This is a genomic window from Telmatospirillum siberiense (assembly GCF_002845745.1).
Lineage (GTDB): Bacteria > Pseudomonadota > Alphaproteobacteria > Rhodospirillales > Magnetospirillaceae > Telmatospirillum > Telmatospirillum siberiense.
The window spans coordinates 12447-34819 of sequence record NZ_PIUM01000047.1; the positions used below are offsets into that span (position 1 = coordinate 12447).

The window sequence follows — 22373 nt, forward strand, 5'->3', positions numbered from 1 at the left end:
ATGCCGAGGGAGGGTTTGCCGCCCGGCGAGGCACAACTGACGTCGGATATCGTCGCCGGCTCGCCCAACGGACTGGTTGGCATCGTCGGTGAAAACCTTCGGCGCTTGAGAACGCGCAGGGGTCTGTCTCTTGAACGTTTGGCCAAGGTGAGCGGCGTCAGTCGCGCCATGCTGGGCCAGATCGAACTGGGCCGCAGCGCCCCCACCATCAATGTTCTTTGGAAGATCGCCCATTCCCTGGATCTTCCCTTCTCCGCCCTGATCAGCGAAGCCCCCACCCAGGACCAGGCGATGGTCATGCGGCGCTCCGAAAGCAAGATCCTGCTGTCGCAGGACGGTCGTTTTTCGTCGCGCGCGCTGTTTCCCTTCGATGGGGAACGCAAGGTTGAATTCTATGAATTACGCCTGGCCGGACAGGCCGTGGCCAAATCCGAAGCCCATGCCGTCGGCACGACCGAAACGATCGTCGTGAACCGGGGGCAATTGGAGGTGGAAATTCACGGACGTGTTCACCGGCTCGACGTCGGCGACAGCGTCATCTTCGAAGCGGATGCTGATCACGCCTATCGCAATCCGGGTCATGACGAGGGACTTTATTACCTCGTCATGACCTATGTCGAAAGCCGCCTCTGAAAATTTACGCGTTCGCCGATGAACGCCCCGGCATCACGCCATGCAGCACATCATCGGCATGCCGCCGCAGGTCATCATCATCGGCATGCCCATGGCCATCATGGACGCCATCTTCTCGCAGCACATCTTCATCATTTCCATGGTCATGCCGCCGTCCATCGGCATCATCTTGCAGACCATGCCGGCATCGGTCATCTCGACCGTCATCTTACACATCGGCATCATCATCGGCATCGGCATACCCATACCGCCACCCATCATCGGCATCGGCATGCCCATGCCACCGCCCATCATCGGCATCATCATGGACATCATGTTGGGCATCGTCATCATTCCCATGGGCATGTTCATCGGCATTTGCATGGGCATCGGCATTTGCATCGCGGGCATCATTTTCGAGGATCCTTCTATCTTTTTCGAACCAAACGGCGTCGATGGGCAGAGTATCCCCACCATCCCGCAACGCAGCAACCGGCATATCGGAGCCGCCTGCGGTTTGATCCAATAAAACGGAAGCCCCTCCATCAAAGGCGGCGAGATATCCAGGATATCGGCATTTCCTCCGTTATCTTGGAAAAAGACATGAAAGCCGTCGCATCGGCACATACCTCGATATGCAGAAACGATGTCATGCCAAATGCTTATCCCAACCTGCGATGATCAAAACTGATCAGCACCCCTCAGGCGCCGGGCGGATTTCTCCGAAACCCTCAGGCTTTCGCTCGCATAAGCTCGCTGGCCCGATATCAAGACGCGGTCGAGGCGATCGACGTGAATATCGGAGGAACAGCCGTTGCCCCACCCGCCGCACCGAAACCGCACGCAGCCAGATGGGCTGCCAATTCTTCCGCCTGCCGGCGGATGTCGGGAACCGCCGTCACCTCCCAGAAACGTCCGCGGGTGACCGGCCCCAAGGCGAACAGACGTTGGTTGGGTCGTCCATCCGCCGCCAACAGGCGCAGATCCTCCGCCACATCGAACCCCAGCCGCAGCTCATCCGGCCGGACCAGCCCATCGTTGAGCAAGGTCTTCAGCAACGGCTGGGAAACGCGGGCGACGTCGGTCGCCGGACCCGAGCAATTGATGACGGTTCCCACCGTCACGCTCCGCGTCTGTTCACCGCCGCGCGGACGATAGACGACCTCGATGCCATCTGCTCGCTCCTCCGCGGCGACGATCTGGCCGGCCGCGATGGAAAGCCGTCCTTCGTCGCGCATCCCGGCGAGCCAGTCGTCCACCTGTGGCGCCAAACGGTGACGATGCACACCCCACCAGGGGCGCAGGTGGCGGAGAAAACGCCGGCGTTCCTCCGAAGACATGCATCCCCACCACTGCTGGAGATAAGGCCGCATCCCATCCAGCAGGGCGTGCCAATCGCTTTCCGCCGCCCTTCGCCGGACCTGGCGCAACAGGTGGCTCAGGCGGACGGGCGGGGCAATATCCTCCGTCCAGGGCAGAGGTTCCCCCACGTCCGCATGGCGAAGCGGCAACAAGCCATGCCGGGACAGGGCCAGAACCGGCCCTTGATGACCGCGCCTCGACAGACAAAGCACGCAATCGATCATGCTGAGTCCGGTGCCGATGACAAGGATGGACTCGGAGGGGGGGATGGCGTCCAGTCGCGGCCGGTTCCAGGAATCCGCGACATAACGGGCCGATGTCCTGAGGCCGGCCAGCGCGCCGGATGCCTCGGGAGGAAAGTTGCCGACGGCCAACACCACCGCATCCACGTTCAACGAACGCCCCCCGGCCAGGGCAATGCTCGCCGAGGATGGGCCGAAAGTCAGCCCCACGGCCTCGTCGGGAATCAGATTGAGGCTGAGATACCCCCTTTTCCGACGCAATTGCTCCTTGAGAATGCCCTGCAGATATTGGCCGTAGACCGCGCGCGGCACGAAAGCCTTGGGATCGCCATCCTCCGGATCGCACCGTGAGAGCCAGCGTCGAAAATGATCGGGGTCGTCTTCGAACGCGCTCATGCGGCTGGTCCGCACATTCAGCAGATGACCGGGATCACTGGTGGAATAGGCCAGCCCCTGACCGAAAGCGGGCCGACGTTCGATCAGATGGATGCGACAAGGCAACCGCCGCAGAAGATGGACCGCCAGAAGCGAGCCGCTGAAGCCAGCGCCAATAATGCCGAAGGACGGATAAGGAGGCGGCATGATCACATCCTGACGCTTTGTCCCGGCCCGGGTGGAAGGCCTCCGGAGCGAAGGCTTACCAGATATGACAGGTGGGAAGGACGAATGGCCCGCGCAACCACGCCGGCGAAAGATGGCTGCAACGCCACTCAGCTTCCCTCCGCGGCGAGCAGCTCGGGAAAGAACAGGTCCCGCCAGCTTTCCGGGCGGTTCTTGATGGAGCCGGTTCGCGCCATGAACTGGGCGAATTGAACGACGTTGCGCGTCGCCGTGGTGTAGCGAGTGCCGGGATCGCCGATCAGGGCTTCGACCTGCTCCAGGCTGAGGGAGGGCTTCTCGGCGGCCAGATAAATCCCGGCCGCCCTGTGGCGATCGGTCTCGCTGATCCGGTCAGCCTCGGCAACCGCCCCGATCAGCGCCTGATTGAGGCCGGGATGGTCGACCCGCACGCGGTTGGCGGCAAACAGGAGGATGGTCGCCCCGCCGCCGCCGAGAACGTCGCCGGCGGCGAAGACCCGATGGACCCGCTTGTCCTGAAGTTCCTGATGGCGAGCATGCTTTTCGATCAGATGATCATGCTCGGCGATGATCAACGGCAGATAGGACAAACCGAGCTGTTTTCCAATGCGGATGGAGGTCGTCTTCGCCAAGGCGGGCTGAACGGAGACCAGGCAACCGGCCCCCAGAAGAAGAGAAAAGAATCGTCGAAAAAGGTGCATGAGGCAGTTCCCGGCCGGATCTCAGAAGATCTCGGCCGCTCCATTGGTGATGATGACGGTGCCGCTTGCCGGATCGACGTCGAGCCAATCGCCGGTGGCGATGGCCCTGGTCACGTCGATCTCGAAGCGATCGATGATGGGAAGGCCGTCGAAAGCCGGGCTCTGGGCCATGATCTGATCGGCAGCATTGAGCAACAGCGCCTTCAGGCAAAGTCCGCGCTGATTCATGTCGCGCAGCATCCTGGCGGTGGCGCCCCCACCCTGGGCCGCGTTAAGAACCAGGATGACGTCGACGCAGCTCCTGCCCATCAAGGCATGGCCGGACCGCGGGAAGATGCCCCGGACAGGATCAAGGCCATCGCGATTGTCGGAGGCGGCCAGGGCGATGCCGGAAACGGCGGCGCCGGTGCCCGGATGCCCACGCAGAACCATGTAGCTCATGGGACCTCCCCCCCGGCGATGGCCTCAAGCCGGGCCATACCGGAAACACCAGGATCCCCGGCATCGATAAACCGGCCGACGTCCGGCAAACGCTCCATCGCTCGCCGGCGAACCACCCTTCTTGTTCCGTCCTGCATAGCCTTCTCGGCGTCCTTCACCGTTACGTCGCCTCTAAAATACACAAAATAAAATGTTATATTATTTAAATATAACTCGTTACGTAGATTTATTCAGTAAAAACGTTTTGCAAGTGTGTTTTTTAGAAAAATTGCGGGAATCCACCGCAAAAATCCTTAGACAATCCATATTGTCTATGTGTTTAATATACTAACTACAGATTTTCTATGAGATTTGAGATATGCCGATCGGAAAATATGTAATTTTGGCCGCAGGCGCCCTTGCCGGGCTCCTCGCCCTTCCGCCCCTCTCCCAGGCCGAGGAGGTACCGGCCGTGGTGCGATTCGGCTATCTGAACGGCCCCCGCCCGTGGATTTTGGGCAAGGCCGACCAGTCTTTCGACAAGGCTTTGGGGACCAAGGTACAGTGGATCAATTTTCCCAACGGCCCCAATGAACTCAATGCCCTGGCCGCCGGCGAGGTCGATATCGGACGCATCGGTTCGGTACCGACCGTATCGGCCCTGGTCCGCAAAGTTCCGATCAAGGTGATCGCCGTCTCCGGCGTGATCGCCACCAGTGAACGCCTGATCGCCCGCAAAGGCATCGACAGCGTCAAGGCGCTGGAGGGACATGCGGTCGCCTACCCGCCGGGGTCGACCGCCCATTACGCCCTGCTCGCCGCCTTCAAGGTCCATCAGGTCGATGTCTCGAAGGTCCGGCAGGTGCAATTGAAACCCGGGGACCTGCTCGCCGCCTGGAAGCGGGGCGACATCGACGCGGCCTATGTCTGGGGGCCCTTCTCCCAGCAGTTGGAAGGTGAAAACGGCCACGCCATCCTGGCCACCAAGGATCTGCAGCCGGCCGGCTATTTCCTGTTCAACGATTACGTGGTGCGCAAGGAATTCGCCGAAAAATATCCCGGCCTCGTCGTTAAATTCCTGAAGACCTTCGGCGACACCGTGGCCCGCTACAAAGCCGATCCCGACGGTTCGGCGGCCATCATCGCCAAGGAATTGGACCAGGATCCGGCGGCGGCCAAGGATACCCTGGCGGGATTGATCTATCCTCCGTTGAACGAACAGCGGACCACGGCATGGCTGGGCGACGGCCACGACAGCGGCAATGCGGTGATCACCAAGAGTTTCGCCGATACCGCGCGCTTCCTTGTCGAGCAGGGAGAATTGCGCGCTGCGGATCTGCCGTCCGATTTCGCACCCTTCATCGACACCAGCTTCCTCGCCAAGGCGGTCGCCGCTCCATGAGCACGGCTTCCGTGGCTCGCTCGGCCCGGCTTGGTCCGCTCATCAGTATCGCCTCGGTTGCCGCCTTCGTCCTTCTTTGGTACGAGGCGGCCCGCCTTGGCTGGGCCAGTTCGCTGATCCTGCCGGCGCCGGGAGAGGTGCTGGACACCGCCCTGCAGATGCTGAACGACGGTTATCGCCATGTGCCGCTTTGGCAGCATGTGGCGATCAGCCTCGGCCGGGCCCTCGCCGCCTTCGCCGCCGCGCTGGTCGTGGGCATCCCCCTCGGCCTCGCCATGGGGCTGTCGCCCATCTTGTCTTCCATCCTCGACCCCTTCGTGCAATTTCTGCGGCCGCTCCCCAAACTGGCGCTGATTCCACTGGTTATCGTCTGGCTGGGAATCGGCGAAAGCTCCAAAATTTTCCTCATCTTCGTCTCCACCTTGTTCAGCGTGATCGTCGGTGCCGCCGCCGCCGCGGGGTCGGTCAAGGTGGGGCGGTTGCGCCTGGCCCGGGCTTTCGGCGCCACGCGGCGTCAGCAACTGTGGTATTTCGTCCTGCCCAGCGCGCTTCCCGAAATCTTCACCAGCGTCCGGCTGGCCTTCGGGGTCGGATGGACCACTTTGATCGCCGCGGAGATGGTGGCGGCGGATTCCGGTATGGGCTGGATGGTCATCAATGCCAGTTCCTATATGCGAACCGACATCGTCATGCTGGGTATCCTGCTTTTGGGGGTGACGGGCTATCTGCTCGATCTCGCCGTCGTCGGCTTGCAACGCGCCGTCGTTCCCTGGGCGGGGCGCGAGTGAGCGTCAAGATCGCCTTCGAGGAGGTGACGCAAGTTTACGGCGACACCGGCAAAGGCGGCGGCACCCGCGCGCTGGAACATTTTTCGCTGGAAATCGCCGAGCGGAATTTCGTCTGTCTCCTGGGACCGAGCGGCTGTGGAAAATCGACCGTGCTCAATTTGGCGGCCGGTTTCGAGAAACCCAGCGGCGGCAGTGTCCTGATCGACGGAAAGACGGTCACCGGTCCCGGACGGGATCGCGGCATGGTGTTCCAGGAACCACTGCTGCTGCCCTGGCGCAACGTCATCGAAAACGTAATGCTGGGCCCCTGTCTGGCCGGATGGCCGAAAGTCGAGGCCTTGGCCCAGGCACGGCATTATTTGCGCCTGACCGGACTTGAACGGTTCGAACGTCATGCCAGCTACGAGCTTTCGGGGGGCATGCGCCAACGTGTCGCCTTGGCCAGGGCCTGGATCGGCGAACCCCCGGTGCTGCTGATGGACGAGCCCTTCGGCGCCCTGGACGCGCAGACACGGCTCGTCATGCAGGAGTTACTGCTGGAAATCTGGGAACAAACGCGCACCACGGTCCTGTTCGTCACCCACGACGTGGACGAGGCGCTGTTTCTGGGGGACCGAGTGGTGGTGATGAGCGCCTCTCCCGGACGGGTGCTGCTCGATCTCGCGGTCGATCTGCCCCGGCCGCGCACCGAGGAAATCCTGACCTCGCCGCGATTCGCCGATGCCAAGCGCCGATGTCTGCGCTTGATCGGCGAAGAAAGCCGAAGGGCCTTCGGCCATCTGGAGGGCGATGGAATCTAGAGTATCCGAGCGTCAAGTCTGACGCACGATACTCTAAAAGCGGCCATTGAGGCCGCAGCCAAGCACGCGGATGCGTGCGCTAAGGCCAAGGGCTTGAAAAACAAGCCCGAGCGGCGTCTCTCGCCCGACGAAGCCGGAGGCGCAGGCGTCATATAAACCTCAGGCTCTGGGGCGATTATTTCGCCCCAGAGCCTGAGCGCATCCGGAACGGATTGTGTTCCGGACCCTTAAGGAGGTGGTCATGCGAGGATTTTCGAACAAAGCGATTATTCCGCTGCTGATGGCGGCATCGCTCTCCTTCCCGGCGGCCGGCGCCGACGAAACGCCGGATGTCCAATTGAAGGCCGTCATCGACGGGCCGCAACGCGGCACGGCCAACCGCGCCCGGGACGTCTACCGTCATCCATACGAAACCCTGCGCTTCTTTGGCATCAGGGAAGACCAGACGGTGGTCGAAATCGAGCCCTCGGGCGGCTGGTGGACCGAAATCCTGGCGCCTTACCTGCGCGATCATGGCACCTATTACGCCGCCGGCCCGGAACGACAGACGACCTCGGCGGAGCAGCAGACTTACCGACGCCAATTCGAGAAGAAGCTGGCCGACGCGCCGAACCTCTACGACAAGGTCGTGGTGACGGAATTCGGCCCCCATGCCCACGATATCGCGCCACCGGAATCGGCAGATCTGGTGCTGACCTTCCGCAATATTCACAATTGGCTCGCCGACGGCAGCGCCGATTCCGCTTTCCAGTCCTTTTTCCGTGCGCTCAGGCATGGCGGGATCCTGGGCGTCGAGGAACATCGGGCGGCGGGCGATCAGCCGCAGGATCCCCTCGCCAAAAGCGGCTACGTCCGGGAAGACGTGGTCATCGCCCTGGCCGAGGCGGCCGGCTTCAAACTCGCCGGCCGCTCGGACATCAACGCCAATCCCAAGGATACGAAAGATTACCCGGCCGGCGTCTGGACCCTGCCGCCGGCTTTGCGGCTCAAGGATCAGGATCGCGAGCGCTATCTCGCCATCGGAGAAAGCGACCGCGCGACCCTGAAATTCATCAAGCCCTGAATCTTGACGCCCTTTTACAGGCCGGCGGCGGCGAAGGCCTTCTTAAGGGCGTTCTTCAGATCGCGCGCCGCCTCAAGACCGATGGAGATGCGCAGCAAGGCGTCCGATACCCCGGCATGGCGCCTTTCCTCGTCGGTCATCGAGGCGTGGGTCATGGTGGCCGGATGGGCGATCAGGCTTTCGAAGCCGCCCAGCGATTCGGCGAGGCTGAACAACTTCCCCGGCCCGGCCAGGGCGTTGACGAAGGCTTCGACCTTGTCCGGGGCCGTCAGTTCGATGCTCAGCATGGCGCCGAAGCCGTCCTGCTGCCGGGCCGCCAGCGCATGCCCCTCATGGGAGGCCAAGCCTGGATAATAGACCTTGGCGACCGCCGGATGCCCCTCCAGATAACGGGCGATTTCCCCCGCCGTCCTGGTTTGCGCCCTGACCCGGAGATCGAGGGTCCGGATGCCGCGCAATACCAGCCAACTGTCGAAAGGCGCCCCGGTCACGCCGACGACATTGGCCCACCAGGCCAGCCTTTCGAAAAGCTCGGGCGACTTCGCCACGACGGCGCCGCCGACCACATCGCTGTGCCCGTTGATATATTTGGTCAGGGAATGAACGACGGCGTCGGCGCCCAGCTCGAGGGGCTTCTGCGACACCGGCGAGAGGAAGGTATTGTCGGCCACCACCAGGGCGCCGACGCCATGGGCCCGTTCCGCCACGGCCCGGACATCGGTGATGCGCAAAAGCGGATTGCTGGGCGTTTCGATCAGAACGACCTTCGGCTTGCCGGCAAAGGCCACGTCCCATGTCGCCGGATCGGTCAAGTCGATGAACTTCAGGCGAAACTGCCCGAGATCGGCGCGCTCGCGAAGCAGGCGGTAGGAACCGCCGTAACAGTCATGCGGCGCGATGATGAGATCGTCGGCCCTCACGTCCGAGAAGATCAGATTGAGCGCGGACAAGCCGGACGAGGTAATGACGGCGTTGTGTCCGCCTTCCAGCTCGGCGATCACCTGTCCCAGGGTTTCGCGGGTCGGGTTGCCGCTCCGCGTATAGTCGTAAAGGCGGCGGTTTCCGAAGGATTCGAATGAAAAATTGCTGGATGTCACCAGGGGCGGAGTGATCGCGCCATAGGCCGCATCCTGGTCGATGCCGGCTTTGGCCGCGATGGTTTGGGGACATAACGAACTGGACTTTTTCAACACCGCTCTCCTGTCAAAGCACAAACTCCGAAACCCGCGACGGATTTGGTTTGCGCAAACAAAGGAGAATGGGTGTGGTCCCGCTCTGCCATCATCTGTCGGCCCAAACGCCGCAGGAATTGGCACCTTGCGACACGGGTCGTAGGCTGCCCCAGCGTCAACGGGCCTTTCCCTCGGCTGGTCTTGATGATGGCCGGGATCCTAGAAAGGGATGGGTGTGTCTGTCAACCGCTTTAGCAGGGTCAATCGGGGTTCCCCGATTGACCCTGGGTAATCTCTTCCGCTTGTCAGCGGATCTTGAAACCGTATTTTTCGTCCAATCCCAATGCCCGGACGATATCGATTCCCTTCTGCAACGCCGGCCCCTCCAGCCCGCGCAAGGGTCGGCGCAATTCGCCCGCCGGCAACCCCAAGGCCTTCATCAACGATTTCACCGCGACGGGGTTGATGGCCGAATAATTGAAGTGCAGCAGAGGCAGAAGCCTCAAATAGGTTTCGCGGAACGCGGCGGCCTGTTGCCAACCGGCCCACGGCGTCGAAATGGTGGCGATTTCCGCCGGCGCGATATTGCCGCCCATATTGGCTGTTCCCTGCCCGCCCAACGACATGGTGGGAACCACCAGGCCAAGATTGGGCGAATCGCAGCACATCACCGAAACGTCAGGGCGGGCCGCCAATATCTGGGCGACCTGACCGACCCGGCCCGTCGATTCCTTGTGGACCACGTAATTGGGGTGGCGGAACAGGCGCAACAGCGCCTCGTGCCCCAGATCCGTCTTCACCCGGGGCGGATTGTTGTAAATCCCCAGCGGCAGGTCCACCGCGTCGGCCACTTCCGCGAAATAGGCTTCGATATCCGCCTCGGACCCGCAGATATAGGCCGGCGCGGCCAGAATCGCCCCATCCGCGCCTTCGGCGGCGGCATAGCGAAGATATTCGATGGTGGTATCGGTGTTGTTGCCGGTACAACCGTAGAACAGTTTCATCCGACCGGTCTTGAATTTGACGGTTTCATGGATGATTTTCCGCCGCTCATCCGGAGACAACATCGAAACCTCGCCGGTCGACCCCATGATCAGGACGGCGGCGGTCCCATTGTCTTCCTGGAACTTCAACAAGGTCCGGAAACCTTCGAAATCGACGGACCCATCCTGGTTGAACGGGGTGATCAGGGCGACGAACGAACCCTCGATCCTCTGCTTGGGCATTGACTTAAGCTCCTCTGCGGCCATGAAGGCCACCTTAATACACACAAAAATTTCTGTTGTACAAAACTTATGACAAACAACCTATCCCATTGGACAATTAAATGCACATGAAAGGTGTGAAATTTTATTGATTTTACCATTTGCGCGTGATGATATTCGCCCCTTCGAATTGAGGGGGCCCATGGCGACGTCACGATGGATCGGAACAGAAGCGGTCGACCGACAGATTGTCCAGCGACATGCTGAGAGGCTGTTCCCGCGCCAATTCGCCGATCAGCCGGGCGGTGATCGGCGCCAGGGTGATGCCGTCGCCTTCGTGCCCGGTCGCCACCAGCAGATTGGTTTTCTTGCGGCTTTTGCCGATGATCGGCTTGCGATCCGGAACGAACGGCCGCGACCCGGCGAAACCACGCAGGACGGCAACCCCGGCCAGGGCGGGCAGCCGCGCCACGGCCTCCTCCACGATCATTCTGGTGACATCGATATCGCCGCTGCGGTCTCCGTCGCGGAAAATGCGGGTGCTGCCCAGCAGCAACTGCCCCTCGGCCGTGGGCTCGACGATGAAGCCGTAGCCCAGACGCTCCCTCGGGTCTTCCGACGTCGCCGCGAGTTCGGGATTGCCCTTGGCGACGAGGTAATGGGCGGAGGCGCAAAAACGGCCGACCAGCGGCCGGGCCATCCTTTCGGTCACCACGAGATCGCCCCGCCGGGGCTCGATGGGCAGGGGCAATCCCAGTTGCTCGCCGATCGCACGGCTTCCCAGACCGGCGGCGAGCACCCATTGTTCCGCCGCGACGCGGATTTTTTCGCCCCCCGAGGTCAGTTCCACCCTCAGCAACCGGTCGCTGGACATCTCGATCGGCGCCATGGCGCTCCGCCAGAAAACACGGGCACCCCTTTCGACCGCCCGTGCCGCCAGCGCCTGGGTCGCGGCGTAACCCGACACATGGGCTTCGCCCGGACAATAAAGGGCGGCATGCACCCGGGGGCCGAAATTGGGCTCAAGAGCCAGCAGTCCCGGCCGGTCCCGCAGTTCCGCCACCACGCCGGCGGCGCGCAGTTTCTCAGCTTGTCTCTCAAGCGCGGAGGGATCGATCTCGGTTTCGGCGATCATCAAACCGCCGGGCTGGCTGTAGCCGATGTCGCGGCCGATGCCGGCGGCCAGATCCCGCCACAGGCGCTGGCTCTCCACCGCCAATTCGAGCGTGATGCCCGGCACCTTGGTGGATGTGGAAATATACCCGTCACAGGCGCCGCTGGTGCCGGTGGCCGGTTCGGAACGGTCGATCAGCGCCACCTTGAAACCAAGACCGGCCAACTCGTCCGCGCAGGCGGATCCGATGATACCGGCCCCGATAACGGCGATGTCGACCTCAATATCCAGCATTCTACTTTTCCTTAAATCCGGCGTGAACGCCATGCCATCGCATGGACCATCTGTTTTTTCAGAATTACTCGGACATATCGTCGATGACCAGCCCTCCCTTCATTTCCCCTCCCGCTTCCCGTCTGGTCGAGATTAGTTTCGACGGTCGCCCCCTGATGCTGCCGGACGGCGCCAATCTGGCGGCGGCGCTCATGGCGGCCGGCGTCCTGCGCTTCGGCGCCACGGCCGACGGATCCCCCCGCGCGCCCTATTGTCTGATGGGAACCTGCCATGGATGCGCCCTCACCATCGACGACGTGCCCCAACAGCGCAGTTGCCGGACCACAGTGCGGCCGGGTCTGGTTCTGAGGACCTCGCCATGAGCCGGATCGCCATCGTCGGAGCCGGTCCAGCCGGCGGCACCCTCGCCGTCTGGTTGGCCAGGGCCGGTCTTCACCCACTGTTGATCGACGCAGAACGATCGGCCGGCGGCGCCGGCTGGCGAGGCCGCGAGGGGGACGGCTTACGCCGCGCCATCGCGCAAGCCCGCCTCGACTATCGTCCGGAAACCGAGGTCATCGACATCGCCGCCGACCGGCGCCTCACTCTGCTGGGGCCTTCCGGCCAGGCGGTAACGGAAACGGCCGATTGCATCGTGCTGGCGCCGGGCGCCACCGAGCGGCCGCTGCCCGTTCCCGGCTGGACATTGCCGGGTGTTCTCGGCCTGGGCGCCTTGCAACGGCTGCTCAAGCAGGACGGCATGCGACCGGCCGGCCCCCTGGCGCTGGTGGGCAGCGGCCCCCTCCTCCGCCTGGCCGCCGACCAGATGATCGCCGCCGGCGTCCACCTGAGCGGCATCGTCGACGCCGGCCGGCCCGCCGACCTGCGCCTTCTGTCGGGATTGGCCCGCCGCCCGGGCGCCCTGGCCCGGGGCGCCGTCATGGAAATGCGGCGGCGGCTGGCCGGCGTTCCGCTCTATCACGATTTTCCGGTGGCGGTGCACGGCGCCGAACGGGTCGAATCGGTTGAGCTTTCCGACGGGCGCCGTCTCGAAGCCTCGCTGGTCGGTTTGGGTTTCGGATTGCAGTCCAACACGGAACTGGCGCGGCTGGCCGGCCTGACCTTGGCGTGGAATGACGCCTGGTCGGCCTGGTTGCCCGAGCGCGACGAGGAATTCCAAAGCTCGCGGGAGGGTATTTTCGTCCTCGGCGACGGGGCCGGGCTGGGCGGATTGACACTCGCCGAAGCCGAAGGAATTTGTCTGGCCGCCGGACTGATCGAAAAGGCCGCCAAGCCCCTGCCCCCCGGCCTGGCTGTGGCCCGCCGGCGGGCTTCGCGCCGGCTGCCGTCACTGCGCAAGGCCGGACAGGCTCTGGCCGTCTGGTCGCAGATTTCCCCCGCCGCGCTGCGGGCCATCCCCGATGCGACCATCATCTGCCGCTGCGAAGGGACTTCAGTCGGCAGCGTCCGGAACGCGCTGGCCGACGGCTATCGAAGCCCCGCCGCCGTCAAGCTGGCCAGCCGGGCGGGAATGGGCCTTTGCCAGGGACGAACCTGCGAAGCCGGTCTTCGGGCCATCGTCGAAGCCGCCGGCCTGCCGCCGGCGGACTTTCCTCCCGGTACCGTCCGCCTGCCGCTGCGTCCGGTTCCCGCCTCCGCATTCGTCCGCACCGAACCGGACAGCCCCGAGCAAGGACATCGATCCGCATGATTCCGTTTCTCCTTCGCCGCATCCTTCACGGAATGATCGTCGCGCTCGGCGTCACCACGGTCGTCTTCGTCGTCACCCGGCTGATCGGCGATCCCGTCAAGGTGATGCTGCCGCTCGACAGCACCGAGGAGCAACGCGCCGCCCTGGCGGCCAAGCTCGGCCTCGACGGCAGCATCTGGGAGCAGTATCAGCACTTCTGCATCCGCCTGCTGCATTTCGATTTCGGCGATTCCCTCTGGCAGGGACGCTCCGCCGCCGACATCGTCCTGGAACGGCTGCCCGACACCCTGTCCCTGGTCGGCACGGCGATCGCCCTGGCCGTTCTGTTCGCCCTGCCGATGGGCCTGGCGGCGGCGACGCGGCCGGGGGGACATCTCGACAGGCTTCTGGTCGGCCTCAGCCTGACCGGATTATCGGTTCCCCAATTCTGGCTGGGATTGCTGCTCATCCTGCTGTTCGCCGTGCAATTGCACTGGCTGCCCACCTCGGGGGACGAAAGCCTGCGTCATCTCGTCCTGCCCGCCGTGTCGCTGGCCCTGCCCTCCATCGGCCGGCTGACGATCATGGTGCGCTCCACCGCGATCGATGAAATCAATCGCGCCTATGTGCGAACCGCCGAGGCCAAAGGCCTGACCTTCGGCAGGATCCTCGGGGTCCATGTCATGCGCAACGCGGCCAACCCCATCATCACCATGGCCGGCTGGGAGGCGATCCGCATGCTCGCCGGCTATTCGGTGGTCGTCGAAACGGTCTTTTCCTGGCCCGGCGTGGGCTTCCTCGCCGTCCAATCGATCGAGCGCCGCGACCTTATCTTGCTGCAGGCCTCGGTCTTCACCGTCGCCCTGATGGTCGTCCTGCTCACCCTGGCGATCGACATCGCCTACAAAGTGATCGACCCACGGATCAAATTGTCATGAACAGAAATCCATTGACCGAAATCGCCGCGGATCTGTGGCGCGACAAAACCGGCCTGTTCGGCCTGACCGTCATCCTTCTCCTGATCGTGCTGGTCGTCTTCGGCCCCGTGCTGGCCCCGCACGAACCCGGCGCCATCAATCTGGCCGCCCGCCTGAAGCCCCCGGCCTGGCTCGACGGCGGCAGTTGGGCGCGGCCCCTGGGAACCGATCATCTGGGACGGGACGTGCTGTCGCGCATGATCATCGGCGCCCGGGCCTCCCTGCTGGTCGGCGCCAGCGTCACCGCCATCGCCGGCACCTTCGGCTCCATACTGGGCATCATCGCCGGTTATTTCGGACGCCGGGTCGATTCGGCCATCATGCGGCTGGTCGATACCCAGGTGGCCTTTCCCGGCCTGCTGCTCGCCATCATCATCCTCGCCGTGGTCGGCCCGAAACTCCAGACCGTGATCGTCGTGCTTTGCCTCAACGGCTGGATGGTGTTCGCCCGCATGGCCCGGGGAATCGTGCTGACCGTCCGCGAGGCGCCCTATGTCGAGGCGGCGGAAGTCATCGGCTGCCATCCGATCCGCGTCGTGTGGCGCCATATCCTGCCCAACCTGCTCGCCCCCATGCTGACGCTCGCCGTCCTGGAATTTGCCCGCGTCATCCTGGCCGAGGCCGCCCTTTCCTTCCTCGGCGTCGGCGTGCAGCCCCCCGACACCTCCTGGGGCCTCGATCTGGCCACCGGCAAGAATTATCTGTTCCGGGCCTGGTGGCTGGTCTGCTTCCCGGGATTGGCCATCACCGTGACGGTGCTGGGCGCCAATCTGTTCGCGAACTGGCTGAGAATCGTCGCCGATCCCCACGAACGGGAAAAGCTGTTTGCCGCCGCCGTCGTCGCCGAGGAGGGCGCCGCCCCATGACGCTCCTCGAAATAGAGAAACTCGACGTGCGCTTCCACACCAGGCGCGGCACCGCCTGGGCGGTGCGCGGCGTCAGCCTGTCGGTGAACGAAGGAGAGGCCGTCGGATTGATCGGCGAATCGGGATCGGGAAAATCCGTCACGGCCCAGGCGGTGATGGGCCTGGTTCACTCGCCGGGGCGCATCCACGGCGGCGAAATCCGCTGGAACGGCGACGACCTGCTGGCCGCGCCCTCCGTCCGCGACCATCTGCGCGGACATGAGCTGGCGATGATTTTCCAGGATCCGATGACGTCGCTCAACCCGCTGCTGCCGGTCGGCGTTCAATTGGCCGAAGGAATGCGCAGGCATCTCGGCTACGACCGCGGAAAGGCGCGCGCGCGATCCCTGGAACTGATGACCCTGGTCGGCATCAACGAACCGGAACGGCGCCTGAAACAATATCCTTACGAATTCTCCGGCGGGATGCGTCAAAGAGTGATGATCGCCATGGCCCTGGCCTGCTCCCCCCGGCTGCTCATCGCCGACGAACCGACGACGGCGCTGGACGTCACCATACAGGCGCAGGTCCTCGATCTTCTGGAGGATTTGAAGAAGCGCCTGAATTTATCGATCCTGCTGATCAGTCATGATCTGGGCGTCGTTGCCGGGCTATGCGGACGCATGGCCGTCATGTACGCCGGTCAGATCGTGGAGGAGGGACCGACGGATCTGTTGTTCGGCCGCCCGGCCCACCCTTACACCGCGGGCCTGCTGCGGGCGACCCCCAGCATCGACGGGGGGCAGGATCGCCTGCTGTCCATCGAAGGCGCCCCTCCCGATCTTTTGGAGCCGCCGCCGGGCTGCGCCTTCGCGGCACGCTGCCCGCTGGCCGACGATCGCTGCCGCCGGGAAGCGCCTCCGATGCAAAAGGACGATGACCGCCGGATGGCCTGCTGGCGCCCGTTTGAACCGGCCTGGGAGATGGTTCCATGACGGCTCTTCTCAAAGCCGATAACCTGAGCGTGGCCTTCGACATGGGTTGGCAGGGCTGGCTTCCCCCCCGACGGCTGTCCCTGCGGGCCGTCGACGGCGTCAGCCTGACCATCGACCGGGGCGAGACCTTGGGTCTGATCGGGGAATCCGGTTCCGGGAAAACCAGTCTGGGCCGCGCCATCTTGCGACGCCTGCCGCTCGCCGGCGGAAGCGTGACATTCGACGGCATCGACGTCACGCGGATGTCCGGAGCGCCGCTGCGGCGATTGCGCCGGCGCATGCAGATGGTCTTCCAGGACCCCTACGCCAGCCTCAATCCCCGCATGTCGGTGGGCGACATCATCGCCGAGCCTTTGAGCGTGCATCGGCTGGGCTCGCCCGGGGACGCCGCCGACCGGGTCGCCGCAGTGCTCGAAATGGTCGGTCTGCCCGCCGATTCGGCCAGCCGCTACCCCCACGCCTTCAGCGGCGGGCAGCGCCAGCGCATCGGGATCGCCCGGGCTTTGATTTCCGAACCCGAGTTCATCGTCGCCGACGAACCCGTCTCGGCCCTCGACGTCTCCGTCCGGGCGCAAATCGTCAATCTGCTGCAGGATCTGAAAAGCAAACTGGGCCTGACGACCTTATTCATCGCCCACGATCTTGCGGTGGTCCGGCATATCTCGAACCGTATCGCCATTCTCTATGCCGGCCATCTGGTCGAACTGGCTCCGACCGAAAGCCTGTATTCAGCCCCCCTGCATCCCTACACGGAAGCCCTGCTCTCGGCGGTACCGGCCACCACTCCGGGAAAAATGGCGGCCCGCCGGCGCATCGTCCTGAAAGGGGAGCCGCCCAGCCTGCTCTCCCCGTCGGCCGGCTGCCGTTTCGCCTCCCGCTGCCCGAAAAAGACCGCCCGCTGTGAAATCCAGGCCCCGCCCCTGGAAGAGCGCCGGCCCGGCCATCTGGCCGCCTGCTGGGAGGCGTGATCTCGAAAATAAGGGCTTGGGGCGAAATTATCGCTCCAAGCCCTAAGGGCAAAACGGCAAGCCCGGGGTTTCCCCCGGAGCTTGCCGCAGTCTCAATCTATTTACTTAGCCAACGAGACATCCTTGATCAGAACCTTGCCGTCAGCCCTGGGCTGCCAGCGCAGGGACTTCGACAGACCGAAGATATCCTTCTGATAAAGCAGGAAGACGAACAGGGCGTCGTCGTGGGCGATCTGTCCGATCCGCCGGTAGAGATCCTCGCGCTTGCCAACGTCGGTCTCGGCCCGCGCCGTCTTGATCAACTCGCCGATTTCCCCGTTGTCGTTCGAAGCCCCCGAACGGCCGGGTTCGAGATAGGCGCTGTCCGTACGGTCGGCGTCGAACAACTGGTTCGAATGACCGATGAAGATCGTCTGGGGACGAGCCTTTTGATCATTCAACCGGTCAAGATATTCACTGAATTCGACAATATGCACATTCACCTTGAGACCGATCGCCTCCCAGAAGCCGGCGACGGCCTCGGTGATCTCGCGGTCCTTCAGCCACCGGCCGTTGGAGCCGTAGATATCGATGGTGGCCCCTTCCGCACCCGCCTCCTTGAGAAGCTTGCGGGCCGCCTCGGGATCGTAGGGATAGGCCTTGATGTTCGGGTTGTAGCCGAACCAGCCGGGTTCAAGAATCTGGCCATCGGCGACCGAGGCGAAGCCCTCGAACAGACTTTGCGCCAAAGCGGTCTTGTCGACAGCCAGATTAAGCGCCTTGCGCACCCGCACATCCGCGGTCAAACCGGCGGTCTTGCGGGAATCCACTTCGATCATGGTGAGCAGGGGACCGGTGGTATTGACCGCCTGCGGCACGTCCTTGACGAATTCGGGCAGGAGATTGTGGATGAAATCGAACTCGCCGGCCTTCAGGCCGGACAGACGGGTTCCCGGCTCCTTGATGAAGCGGAAGGTGATCCGTTCCACCTCGGGCTTTGGCCCCCAATAATCCGGATTGCGCTCCAGTACGATCTTCTGCCCCTTTGTCCATTCGACGAAGCGGTAAGGACCGGTACCAACCGGCTTGCTGGCGAAATCGGTGGCCTGAGACGCCTGCGGCGGCACGATCTTCAAATAGTAAAGACGCGTCAGCACGGCCGGATCGGGCCCCTTCGTCGTCACGTCGAGCGTCAGATCGTCGACCTTCTCGGCTTTGGCGATGGTGGAAAAAAAGGGGAGCTGACGCGATTTGAAATTGGGATCGACGATCCGGTTGACGCTGTAGGCGACGGCGTCGGCGTTGAGCGGTTCCCCATCGGCGAATTTGATCCCCGGCCGCACCTTGACCCGCCATGTCGTCGGGTTGACCTGCTTGGGCATCTCGGCCGCCAGACCGGTCTGCAGATGGCCATCGGCGGTGCGGACCAGCAGCGTTTCGAAAATATTGTCGTTAACGGTCCATTCCCCGCCATCCTGGACCAGTTGCGGATCGAGGCTGGTCGGCTCGGAACCCATCGCCACGGTAACGGGCGCGGCATGGGCTCCACCGGCAAGCATGACCCCGGCCAGGCCGACGACCGCAAATGACAATCTTTTTTGCAAAAACATCACCATAAACACCCTCTTTTTGTGTTATATGAGAGGATATTACACATCTCTTCCCCAGTAAACTTTTTCGATCGGATAAACCGCTCTTCCGGCCATGCGGTCCGGATGCCGAATCGGAAATCGGCGGATGAGGATGGGGACGCGGCCGATTGGACCGGCCGGAAAAACCCAAATGATCCCGTTAAAAGGTCCCGGGATATTGGCCGCCGTCGATCAGCAGGCTTTGTCCGGTGATGAACCCCGCCTTCGCCGAGCATAAAAAGGCGACGCTGGCCCCGATTTCCGAAGGGTCGCCATATCGGCCGGCCGGATTTTGCCGAGCCCGCTCAGCCCAGATCTCATCGAATGACCGTCCCGTCATTTCGGCCAGCCCCCGGACATGCTCGCGCTGCGCGTCCGAGGCGACGATCCCCGGCAGGATATTGTTGATGGTGACGTTGCGCGCGACGGATTGCCGGGCCAGGCCGGCGACGAAACCGACGAGACCGGAACGGGCGCCGTTGGACAGCCCCAGTTCGATCTGCGGCGTTTTCACGCTGCGCGACACGATATTGACGATACGGCCGAATCCCCGCGCCATCATGCCGTCGACCGTCAGGCGCATCATTTCGATGGGAGACAGCATCATCCGGTCGAGGGCGCGGATCCAATCCTCCCGGGTCCAGTCGCGATAATCGCCGGGGGGTTCCCCATCGCCGTTGTTGACCAGGATATCCGGCTCGGGACATGCCGCCAGGGCCGCGTCCCGACCGGCGACGGTGGTGATGTCGAGCGAAACGGTCCGCACCGGGCGCCCCGTCGCCGCCTCGATTTCCAGGGCAGCCGTCCGCAGCGGCCCGGCCTTGCGCGCGGCGATGACGACTTCGGCCCCTTCCGTCGCCAGCGCCTCGGCGCAGGCACGCCCCATCCCCCTGCTGCCGCCGATGACCAGGGCTTTTCGCCCCGCTATCCCCAGATCCATGCCCACCTTCCCTCAGAGTCTCAACGCGATTCGATCCGCCGGCGGCCCGCCGCCGTCATCAGAGCAACAGCAAAAGCCCCGAAATGGTCAGGAAGGAAAAGGTGGTGGCGACCATCAGTGCCGCCGCGCAGACCTGTTCCTGACCGAAGGCCTGGCCGAGCAGGGGATAGATGGACAGCATCGGCGCGCTGGCCAGGATGACCATCGCCTTGCGTAAATCCGGGTCCAGTCGGGGAACCAGGAAAAGCGCCAGAAAAATGGCGGTGGGATGCAAGATCAGTTTGGTGCCGACGATCCGTCCGATATCGGCCACCATGCCGCCGACCCGCAGCCCGACCAGTACGCCGCCGACGGCGAACAGGGCGACGACGCCCGACGCCGCCGCCAGCATATCGATGGGCTTGGAGATCGGAACCGGCAGGGTGATGCCGGAAAGGGACACCGCGCCGCCCAACAGGATGGCCAGGATCAGCGGATTGAGGGCCATCTTTTTCGCGATGGGAAGCAGAACCTCGCGGATGCTCTTGCCCTCCTGGCCACTGCATTCGGCCAGGACCAGGGCCAGGGGGATCATCACGATATTCTCGATGATCATCGTCAGCGCCAGGGCGACGACCACCGCCGGCCCCAGGACCAGCATGGCGATGGGATAGCCGATGAAGCCGCTGTTGGAAACCGACGAGCCAAGCGCGTGCATGGCGCTGACCGCCATGTTCTTTTTCCGCACGATGCGGGCGAAGGCGAACATGGACAGGAACACGGACAGCGAGCCCGTCGCGCAGGCCAGCAGATAGTCGAAATTGACGATTTCCGACAATGAGCGTTGCGACAGCGAGCGGAAGATCAGCGCGGGAAGGGCGAATTTGATGACGAACACCCCGAGCGCCCGGACATCGGCCTTCGTCGTGATGTTCTTCCACGTCGAGACATAGCCCAGCAAGATGACGATGAAAATCGGCGCCGTGATCGATAATACGGAAAACATGACGACCTTTCAGGCCTTTCCCGGGGCTGGATGCCGCGTCTTATCCACCTCAAAGAGCCTTGGGGGCAAGAAAGATCATCAGGGCCGCCGCCAGCCATGCGGCCAATCCCCCCAGGATCGCCCACCGGTAATCAAGCCGGTCGATGAGAAAATAGCATGACCCGAGGAAAACCAGATAGGCGGGGATGGTCTTCACTCCGGCCAGGCAGGCCTGGCGGAAGGCCCCCGCCTCCCCCTTCGAGCCCACCGCCAGCAAGGCGATCACCGCGAAGGTCGGCGCCAGCGGCAGAATTCCGGGAAGAACATTGCCCCGCTTCGACGCCAGGACGATGAGGGCCGTCACCACACCGCCGATCAGCCCTTTCCAAATCACATCCATCTTCGCGCTCCCGCTCCACCGCTGAAATTCCAGCATTTCAGGAAAGCAAACGGCTGCCCCATCCGCAACAGCGATCGTTGAGGATTTGGCCGCGTTGGAGCGTTGGCGCCCCGAAGCTTTAGAGCCTGTCGTCAGTCGTGCTGATGGCCCCAAAAACCGTCATGGCCGTGCTCGACACGGCCATCCACGTGGTGGGAGCGAACGACGGGGACTTGTTCGGGGGCGTGGATGCCCGGCTCAAGGCCGGGCAGGACATCTTTTGATTGAATCGCCAAACCAAAATACCGGAAGAGCGGTAAATGACGACAGCCCCTAGCGGAGGAAGTCCGAGGCGGACGGATGTCCGACGCCCGGCGTGTGAGGGGCAACAATTTAAATCAGGGCAAGCGGGTTCACTCGATTGCCCCAAACCAATGGATTATCTGTCTTTAAAATCCATAAAATTTGTATACCATACGAATTAGCGACATAAATCATGTGTGATTTAAATTGATAACACAAAATATATGTTAATTATCAGCATATGATAACCACGCCTTTTGCGGCGAATGAGGAAACGATAATGAGTATTAATATCCATAAAATGTGGTTATTCTATATCTCTTGGTAGCATGCCCCATGGGTTTTGATCTGCGTCAAGGCAGGCGGATATAAACAGTGGATAACCAGATAGGATCAACGTTCCCGCCGGTCGGATCGAGGCTCGGCCACAAGCGGAAACCGGTCGATTAAGGAATCATGGCGCGACGGCGGCACCAACTCCTCTCTCTGCTGAAAACAGCGGACCTCTCCCCACGGGACGAGGACCGCGCGGTGTTCCCGCGCCGTGGCAAAACGCCCCTGAAGCATCTGCTGACGGCTTGGGCGGGAGCGATCGTTCTCGCCATCAATCTTTTCGGCTGGACGGTGACGTCCCTACCCGCGGCGGCGCCGCAGGCGATGGATATGGCGATGCTGGACGGCATGCCGCTGTGCGAGCATGTCCAGCATCAACCGCCCCAGGACCAGCGAGGCGGCGCCGACCACGGCAAGATGGTCTGCCCCGCCTGCTTTCCCTTGGGCAACGCCTCTTCGGGCGCGCTGGCCGCCGGCCCGCCAACCGCCCAGACGGTGTCCGCACCGCTCGTCGTGGAGCGGAGCCTGCCGCCCGATCGGCGGGCGCCTTCCTCCTTCGTTCCCCATCGCTATCAGGCCCGCGCCCCGCCGCGACCGGCCTGACACCGGTGACAGTCTTCACGCGAACCAAATCAC

General features: G+C 63.1%; 23 protein-coding genes and 1 riboswitch. Of the genes, 13 read left to right on the top strand and 10 right to left on the bottom strand.

The window, feature by feature from the left end; genetic code table 11:
• Both CWS72_RS25460 and CWS72_RS27980 read left to right on the top strand, forming a co-directional pair.
• The gene (locus CWS72_RS25460) at nt 1-633 is read left to right on the top strand and encodes a helix-turn-helix domain-containing protein (RefSeq protein ID WP_101253477.1); all 633 of its coding nucleotides are present in this window, start codon (nt 1-3) and stop codon (nt 631-633) included.
• Between the two features lie 40 nt (nt 634-673).
• Nucleotides 674-1141, top strand: coding sequence for a hypothetical protein (locus tag CWS72_RS27980; protein ID WP_158240820.1), 468 nt, complete (start codon nt 674-676; stop codon nt 1139-1141).
• 238 nt (nt 1142-1379) lie between these two features.
• Here CWS72_RS27980 and CWS72_RS25470 read toward each other — a convergent pair whose 3' ends face one another.
• The 3 genes from CWS72_RS25470 to CWS72_RS25480 all read right to left on the bottom strand — a co-directional run bounded on the left by CWS72_RS25470 (nt 1380) and on the right by CWS72_RS25480 (nt 3937).
• Nucleotides 1380-2798: an FAD/NAD(P)-binding protein gene (locus CWS72_RS25470; protein WP_101253479.1), complete on the bottom strand. Its 1419-nt coding sequence runs from the start codon at nt 2796-2798 to the stop codon at nt 1380-1382.
• 128 nt (nt 2799-2926) lie between these two features.
• Nucleotides 2927-3496, bottom strand: a complete 570-nt coding sequence (locus CWS72_RS25475; RefSeq protein WP_101253480.1) for a hypothetical protein — start codon at nt 3494-3496, stop codon at nt 2927-2929.
• Nucleotides 3497-3517: 21 nt separating this feature from the next.
• On the bottom strand, nt 3518-3937 hold the full coding sequence (locus CWS72_RS25480) for an aconitase X swivel domain-containing protein (protein ID WP_101253481.1): 420 nt from the start codon (nt 3935-3937) through the stop codon (nt 3518-3520).
• 358 nt (nt 3938-4295) lie between these two features.
• Here CWS72_RS25480 and CWS72_RS25490 point away from each other — a divergent pair, with 358 nt between their 5' ends.
• The 4 genes from CWS72_RS25490 (at nt 4296) to CWS72_RS25505 (ending at nt 7969) form a co-directional block, all read left to right on the top strand.
• Nucleotides 4296-5318, top strand: a complete 1023-nt coding sequence (locus CWS72_RS25490) for a taurine ABC transporter substrate-binding protein (RefSeq protein WP_101253483.1) — start codon at nt 4296-4298, stop codon at nt 5316-5318.
• Nucleotides 5315-6106, top strand: a complete 792-nt coding sequence (locus CWS72_RS25495; RefSeq protein ID WP_101253484.1) for an ABC transporter permease — start codon at nt 5315-5317, stop codon at nt 6104-6106. The genes CWS72_RS25490 and CWS72_RS25495 overlap by 4 nt, the downstream gene beginning before the upstream one ends.
• On the top strand, nt 6103-6906 hold the full coding sequence (locus CWS72_RS25500) for an ABC transporter ATP-binding protein (RefSeq protein ID WP_101253485.1): 804 nt from the start codon (nt 6103-6105) through the stop codon (nt 6904-6906). The genes CWS72_RS25495 and CWS72_RS25500 overlap by 4 nt, the downstream gene beginning before the upstream one ends.
• A 241-nt stretch (nt 6907-7147) precedes the next feature.
• On the top strand, nt 7148-7969 hold the full coding sequence (locus CWS72_RS25505) for a class I SAM-dependent methyltransferase (RefSeq protein WP_101253499.1): 822 nt from the start codon (nt 7148-7150) through the stop codon (nt 7967-7969).
• A 14-nt stretch (nt 7970-7983) separates the two neighbouring features.
• Here the strand turns inward: CWS72_RS25505 and metB are convergent, their stop codons facing one another.
• The 3 genes from metB to CWS72_RS25520 all read right to left on the bottom strand — a co-directional run bounded on the left by metB (nt 7984) and on the right by CWS72_RS25520 (nt 11754).
• The gene (gene metB, locus CWS72_RS25510; protein WP_199175993.1) at nt 7984-9159 is read right to left on the bottom strand and encodes a cystathionine gamma-synthase; all 1176 of its coding nucleotides are present in this window, start codon (nt 9157-9159) and stop codon (nt 7984-7986) included.
• A gap of 88 nt (nt 9160-9247) precedes the next feature.
• A riboswitch (SAM riboswitch) is annotated at nt 9248-9352 on the bottom strand.
• A gap of 94 nt (nt 9353-9446) precedes the next feature.
• The gene (locus tag CWS72_RS25515; protein ID WP_101253487.1) at nt 9447-10367 is read right to left on the bottom strand and encodes a 4-hydroxy-tetrahydrodipicolinate synthase family protein; all 921 of its coding nucleotides are present in this window, start codon (nt 10365-10367) and stop codon (nt 9447-9449) included.
• 190 nt (nt 10368-10557) lie between these two features.
• A complete protein-coding gene (locus tag CWS72_RS25520) occupies nt 10558-11754 on the bottom strand; it encodes an NAD(P)/FAD-dependent oxidoreductase (protein ID WP_158240821.1) in 1197 nt (398 codons plus the stop codon).
• Between the two features lie 83 nt (nt 11755-11837).
• Here CWS72_RS25520 and CWS72_RS25525 point away from each other — a divergent pair, with 83 nt between their 5' ends.
• From CWS72_RS25525 to CWS72_RS25550, 6 genes are read left to right on the top strand one after another with little or no spacing between them, the layout of a single operon-like run.
• Nucleotides 11838-12116, top strand: a complete 279-nt coding sequence (locus CWS72_RS25525; RefSeq protein WP_199175994.1) for a 2Fe-2S iron-sulfur cluster-binding protein — start codon at nt 11838-11840, stop codon at nt 12114-12116.
• Nucleotides 12113-13444, top strand: a complete 1332-nt coding sequence (locus CWS72_RS25530) for an FAD/NAD(P)-dependent oxidoreductase (protein WP_158240822.1) — start codon at nt 12113-12115, stop codon at nt 13442-13444. The genes CWS72_RS25525 and CWS72_RS25530 overlap by 4 nt, the downstream gene beginning before the upstream one ends.
• Nucleotides 13441-14361 (top strand): ABC transporter permease, encoded by a 921-nt coding sequence (locus tag CWS72_RS25535; RefSeq protein WP_101253491.1) that lies wholly within the window; start codon nt 13441-13443, stop codon nt 14359-14361. Before CWS72_RS25530 ends, CWS72_RS25535 begins: the two co-directional genes overlap by 4 nt.
• A complete protein-coding gene (locus tag CWS72_RS25540; protein ID WP_101253492.1) occupies nt 14358-15266 on the top strand; it encodes an ABC transporter permease in 909 nt (302 codons plus the stop codon). The genes CWS72_RS25535 and CWS72_RS25540 overlap by 4 nt, the downstream gene beginning before the upstream one ends.
• On the top strand, nt 15263-16240 hold the full coding sequence (locus tag CWS72_RS25545; RefSeq protein WP_101253493.1) for an ABC transporter ATP-binding protein: 978 nt from the start codon (nt 15263-15265) through the stop codon (nt 16238-16240). The genes CWS72_RS25540 and CWS72_RS25545 overlap by 4 nt, the downstream gene beginning before the upstream one ends.
• Entirely contained in the window at nt 16237-17208 is a 972-nt protein-coding gene (locus tag CWS72_RS25550; RefSeq protein WP_101253494.1) for an ABC transporter ATP-binding protein, read from the top strand. The genes CWS72_RS25545 and CWS72_RS25550 overlap by 4 nt, the downstream gene beginning before the upstream one ends.
• Before the next feature lie 101 nt (nt 17209-17309).
• Here the strand turns inward: CWS72_RS25550 and CWS72_RS25555 are convergent, their stop codons facing one another.
• From CWS72_RS25555 to CWS72_RS25570, 4 genes are all read right to left on the bottom strand, one after another.
• The gene (locus CWS72_RS25555; protein ID WP_199175995.1) at nt 17310-18797 is read right to left on the bottom strand and encodes an ABC transporter substrate-binding protein; all 1488 of its coding nucleotides are present in this window, start codon (nt 18795-18797) and stop codon (nt 17310-17312) included.
• Nucleotides 18798-18978: 181 nt separating this feature from the next.
• Complete coding sequence (locus CWS72_RS25560) at nt 18979-19758, bottom strand: SDR family oxidoreductase (RefSeq protein WP_101253495.1); 780 nt, start codon at nt 19756-19758, stop codon at nt 18979-18981.
• A gap of 58 nt (nt 19759-19816) precedes the next feature.
• Nucleotides 19817-20743 carry an AEC family transporter gene (locus CWS72_RS25565; RefSeq protein WP_101253496.1) on the bottom strand — a complete coding sequence of 309 codons (927 nt, stop codon included), beginning with the start codon at nt 20741-20743 and terminating at the stop codon, nt 19817-19819.
• Between the two features lie 49 nt (nt 20744-20792).
• Complete coding sequence (locus CWS72_RS25570) at nt 20793-21122, bottom strand: GlpM family protein (protein ID WP_101253501.1); 330 nt, start codon at nt 21120-21122, stop codon at nt 20793-20795.
• A 738-nt stretch (nt 21123-21860) separates the two neighbouring features.
• Here CWS72_RS25570 and CWS72_RS25575 point away from each other — a divergent pair.
• The gene (locus CWS72_RS25575; RefSeq protein ID WP_146002886.1) at nt 21861-22340 is read left to right on the top strand and encodes a hypothetical protein; all 480 of its coding nucleotides are present in this window, start codon (nt 21861-21863) and stop codon (nt 22338-22340) included.
• Nucleotides 22341-22373 lie beyond the last annotated feature (33 nt).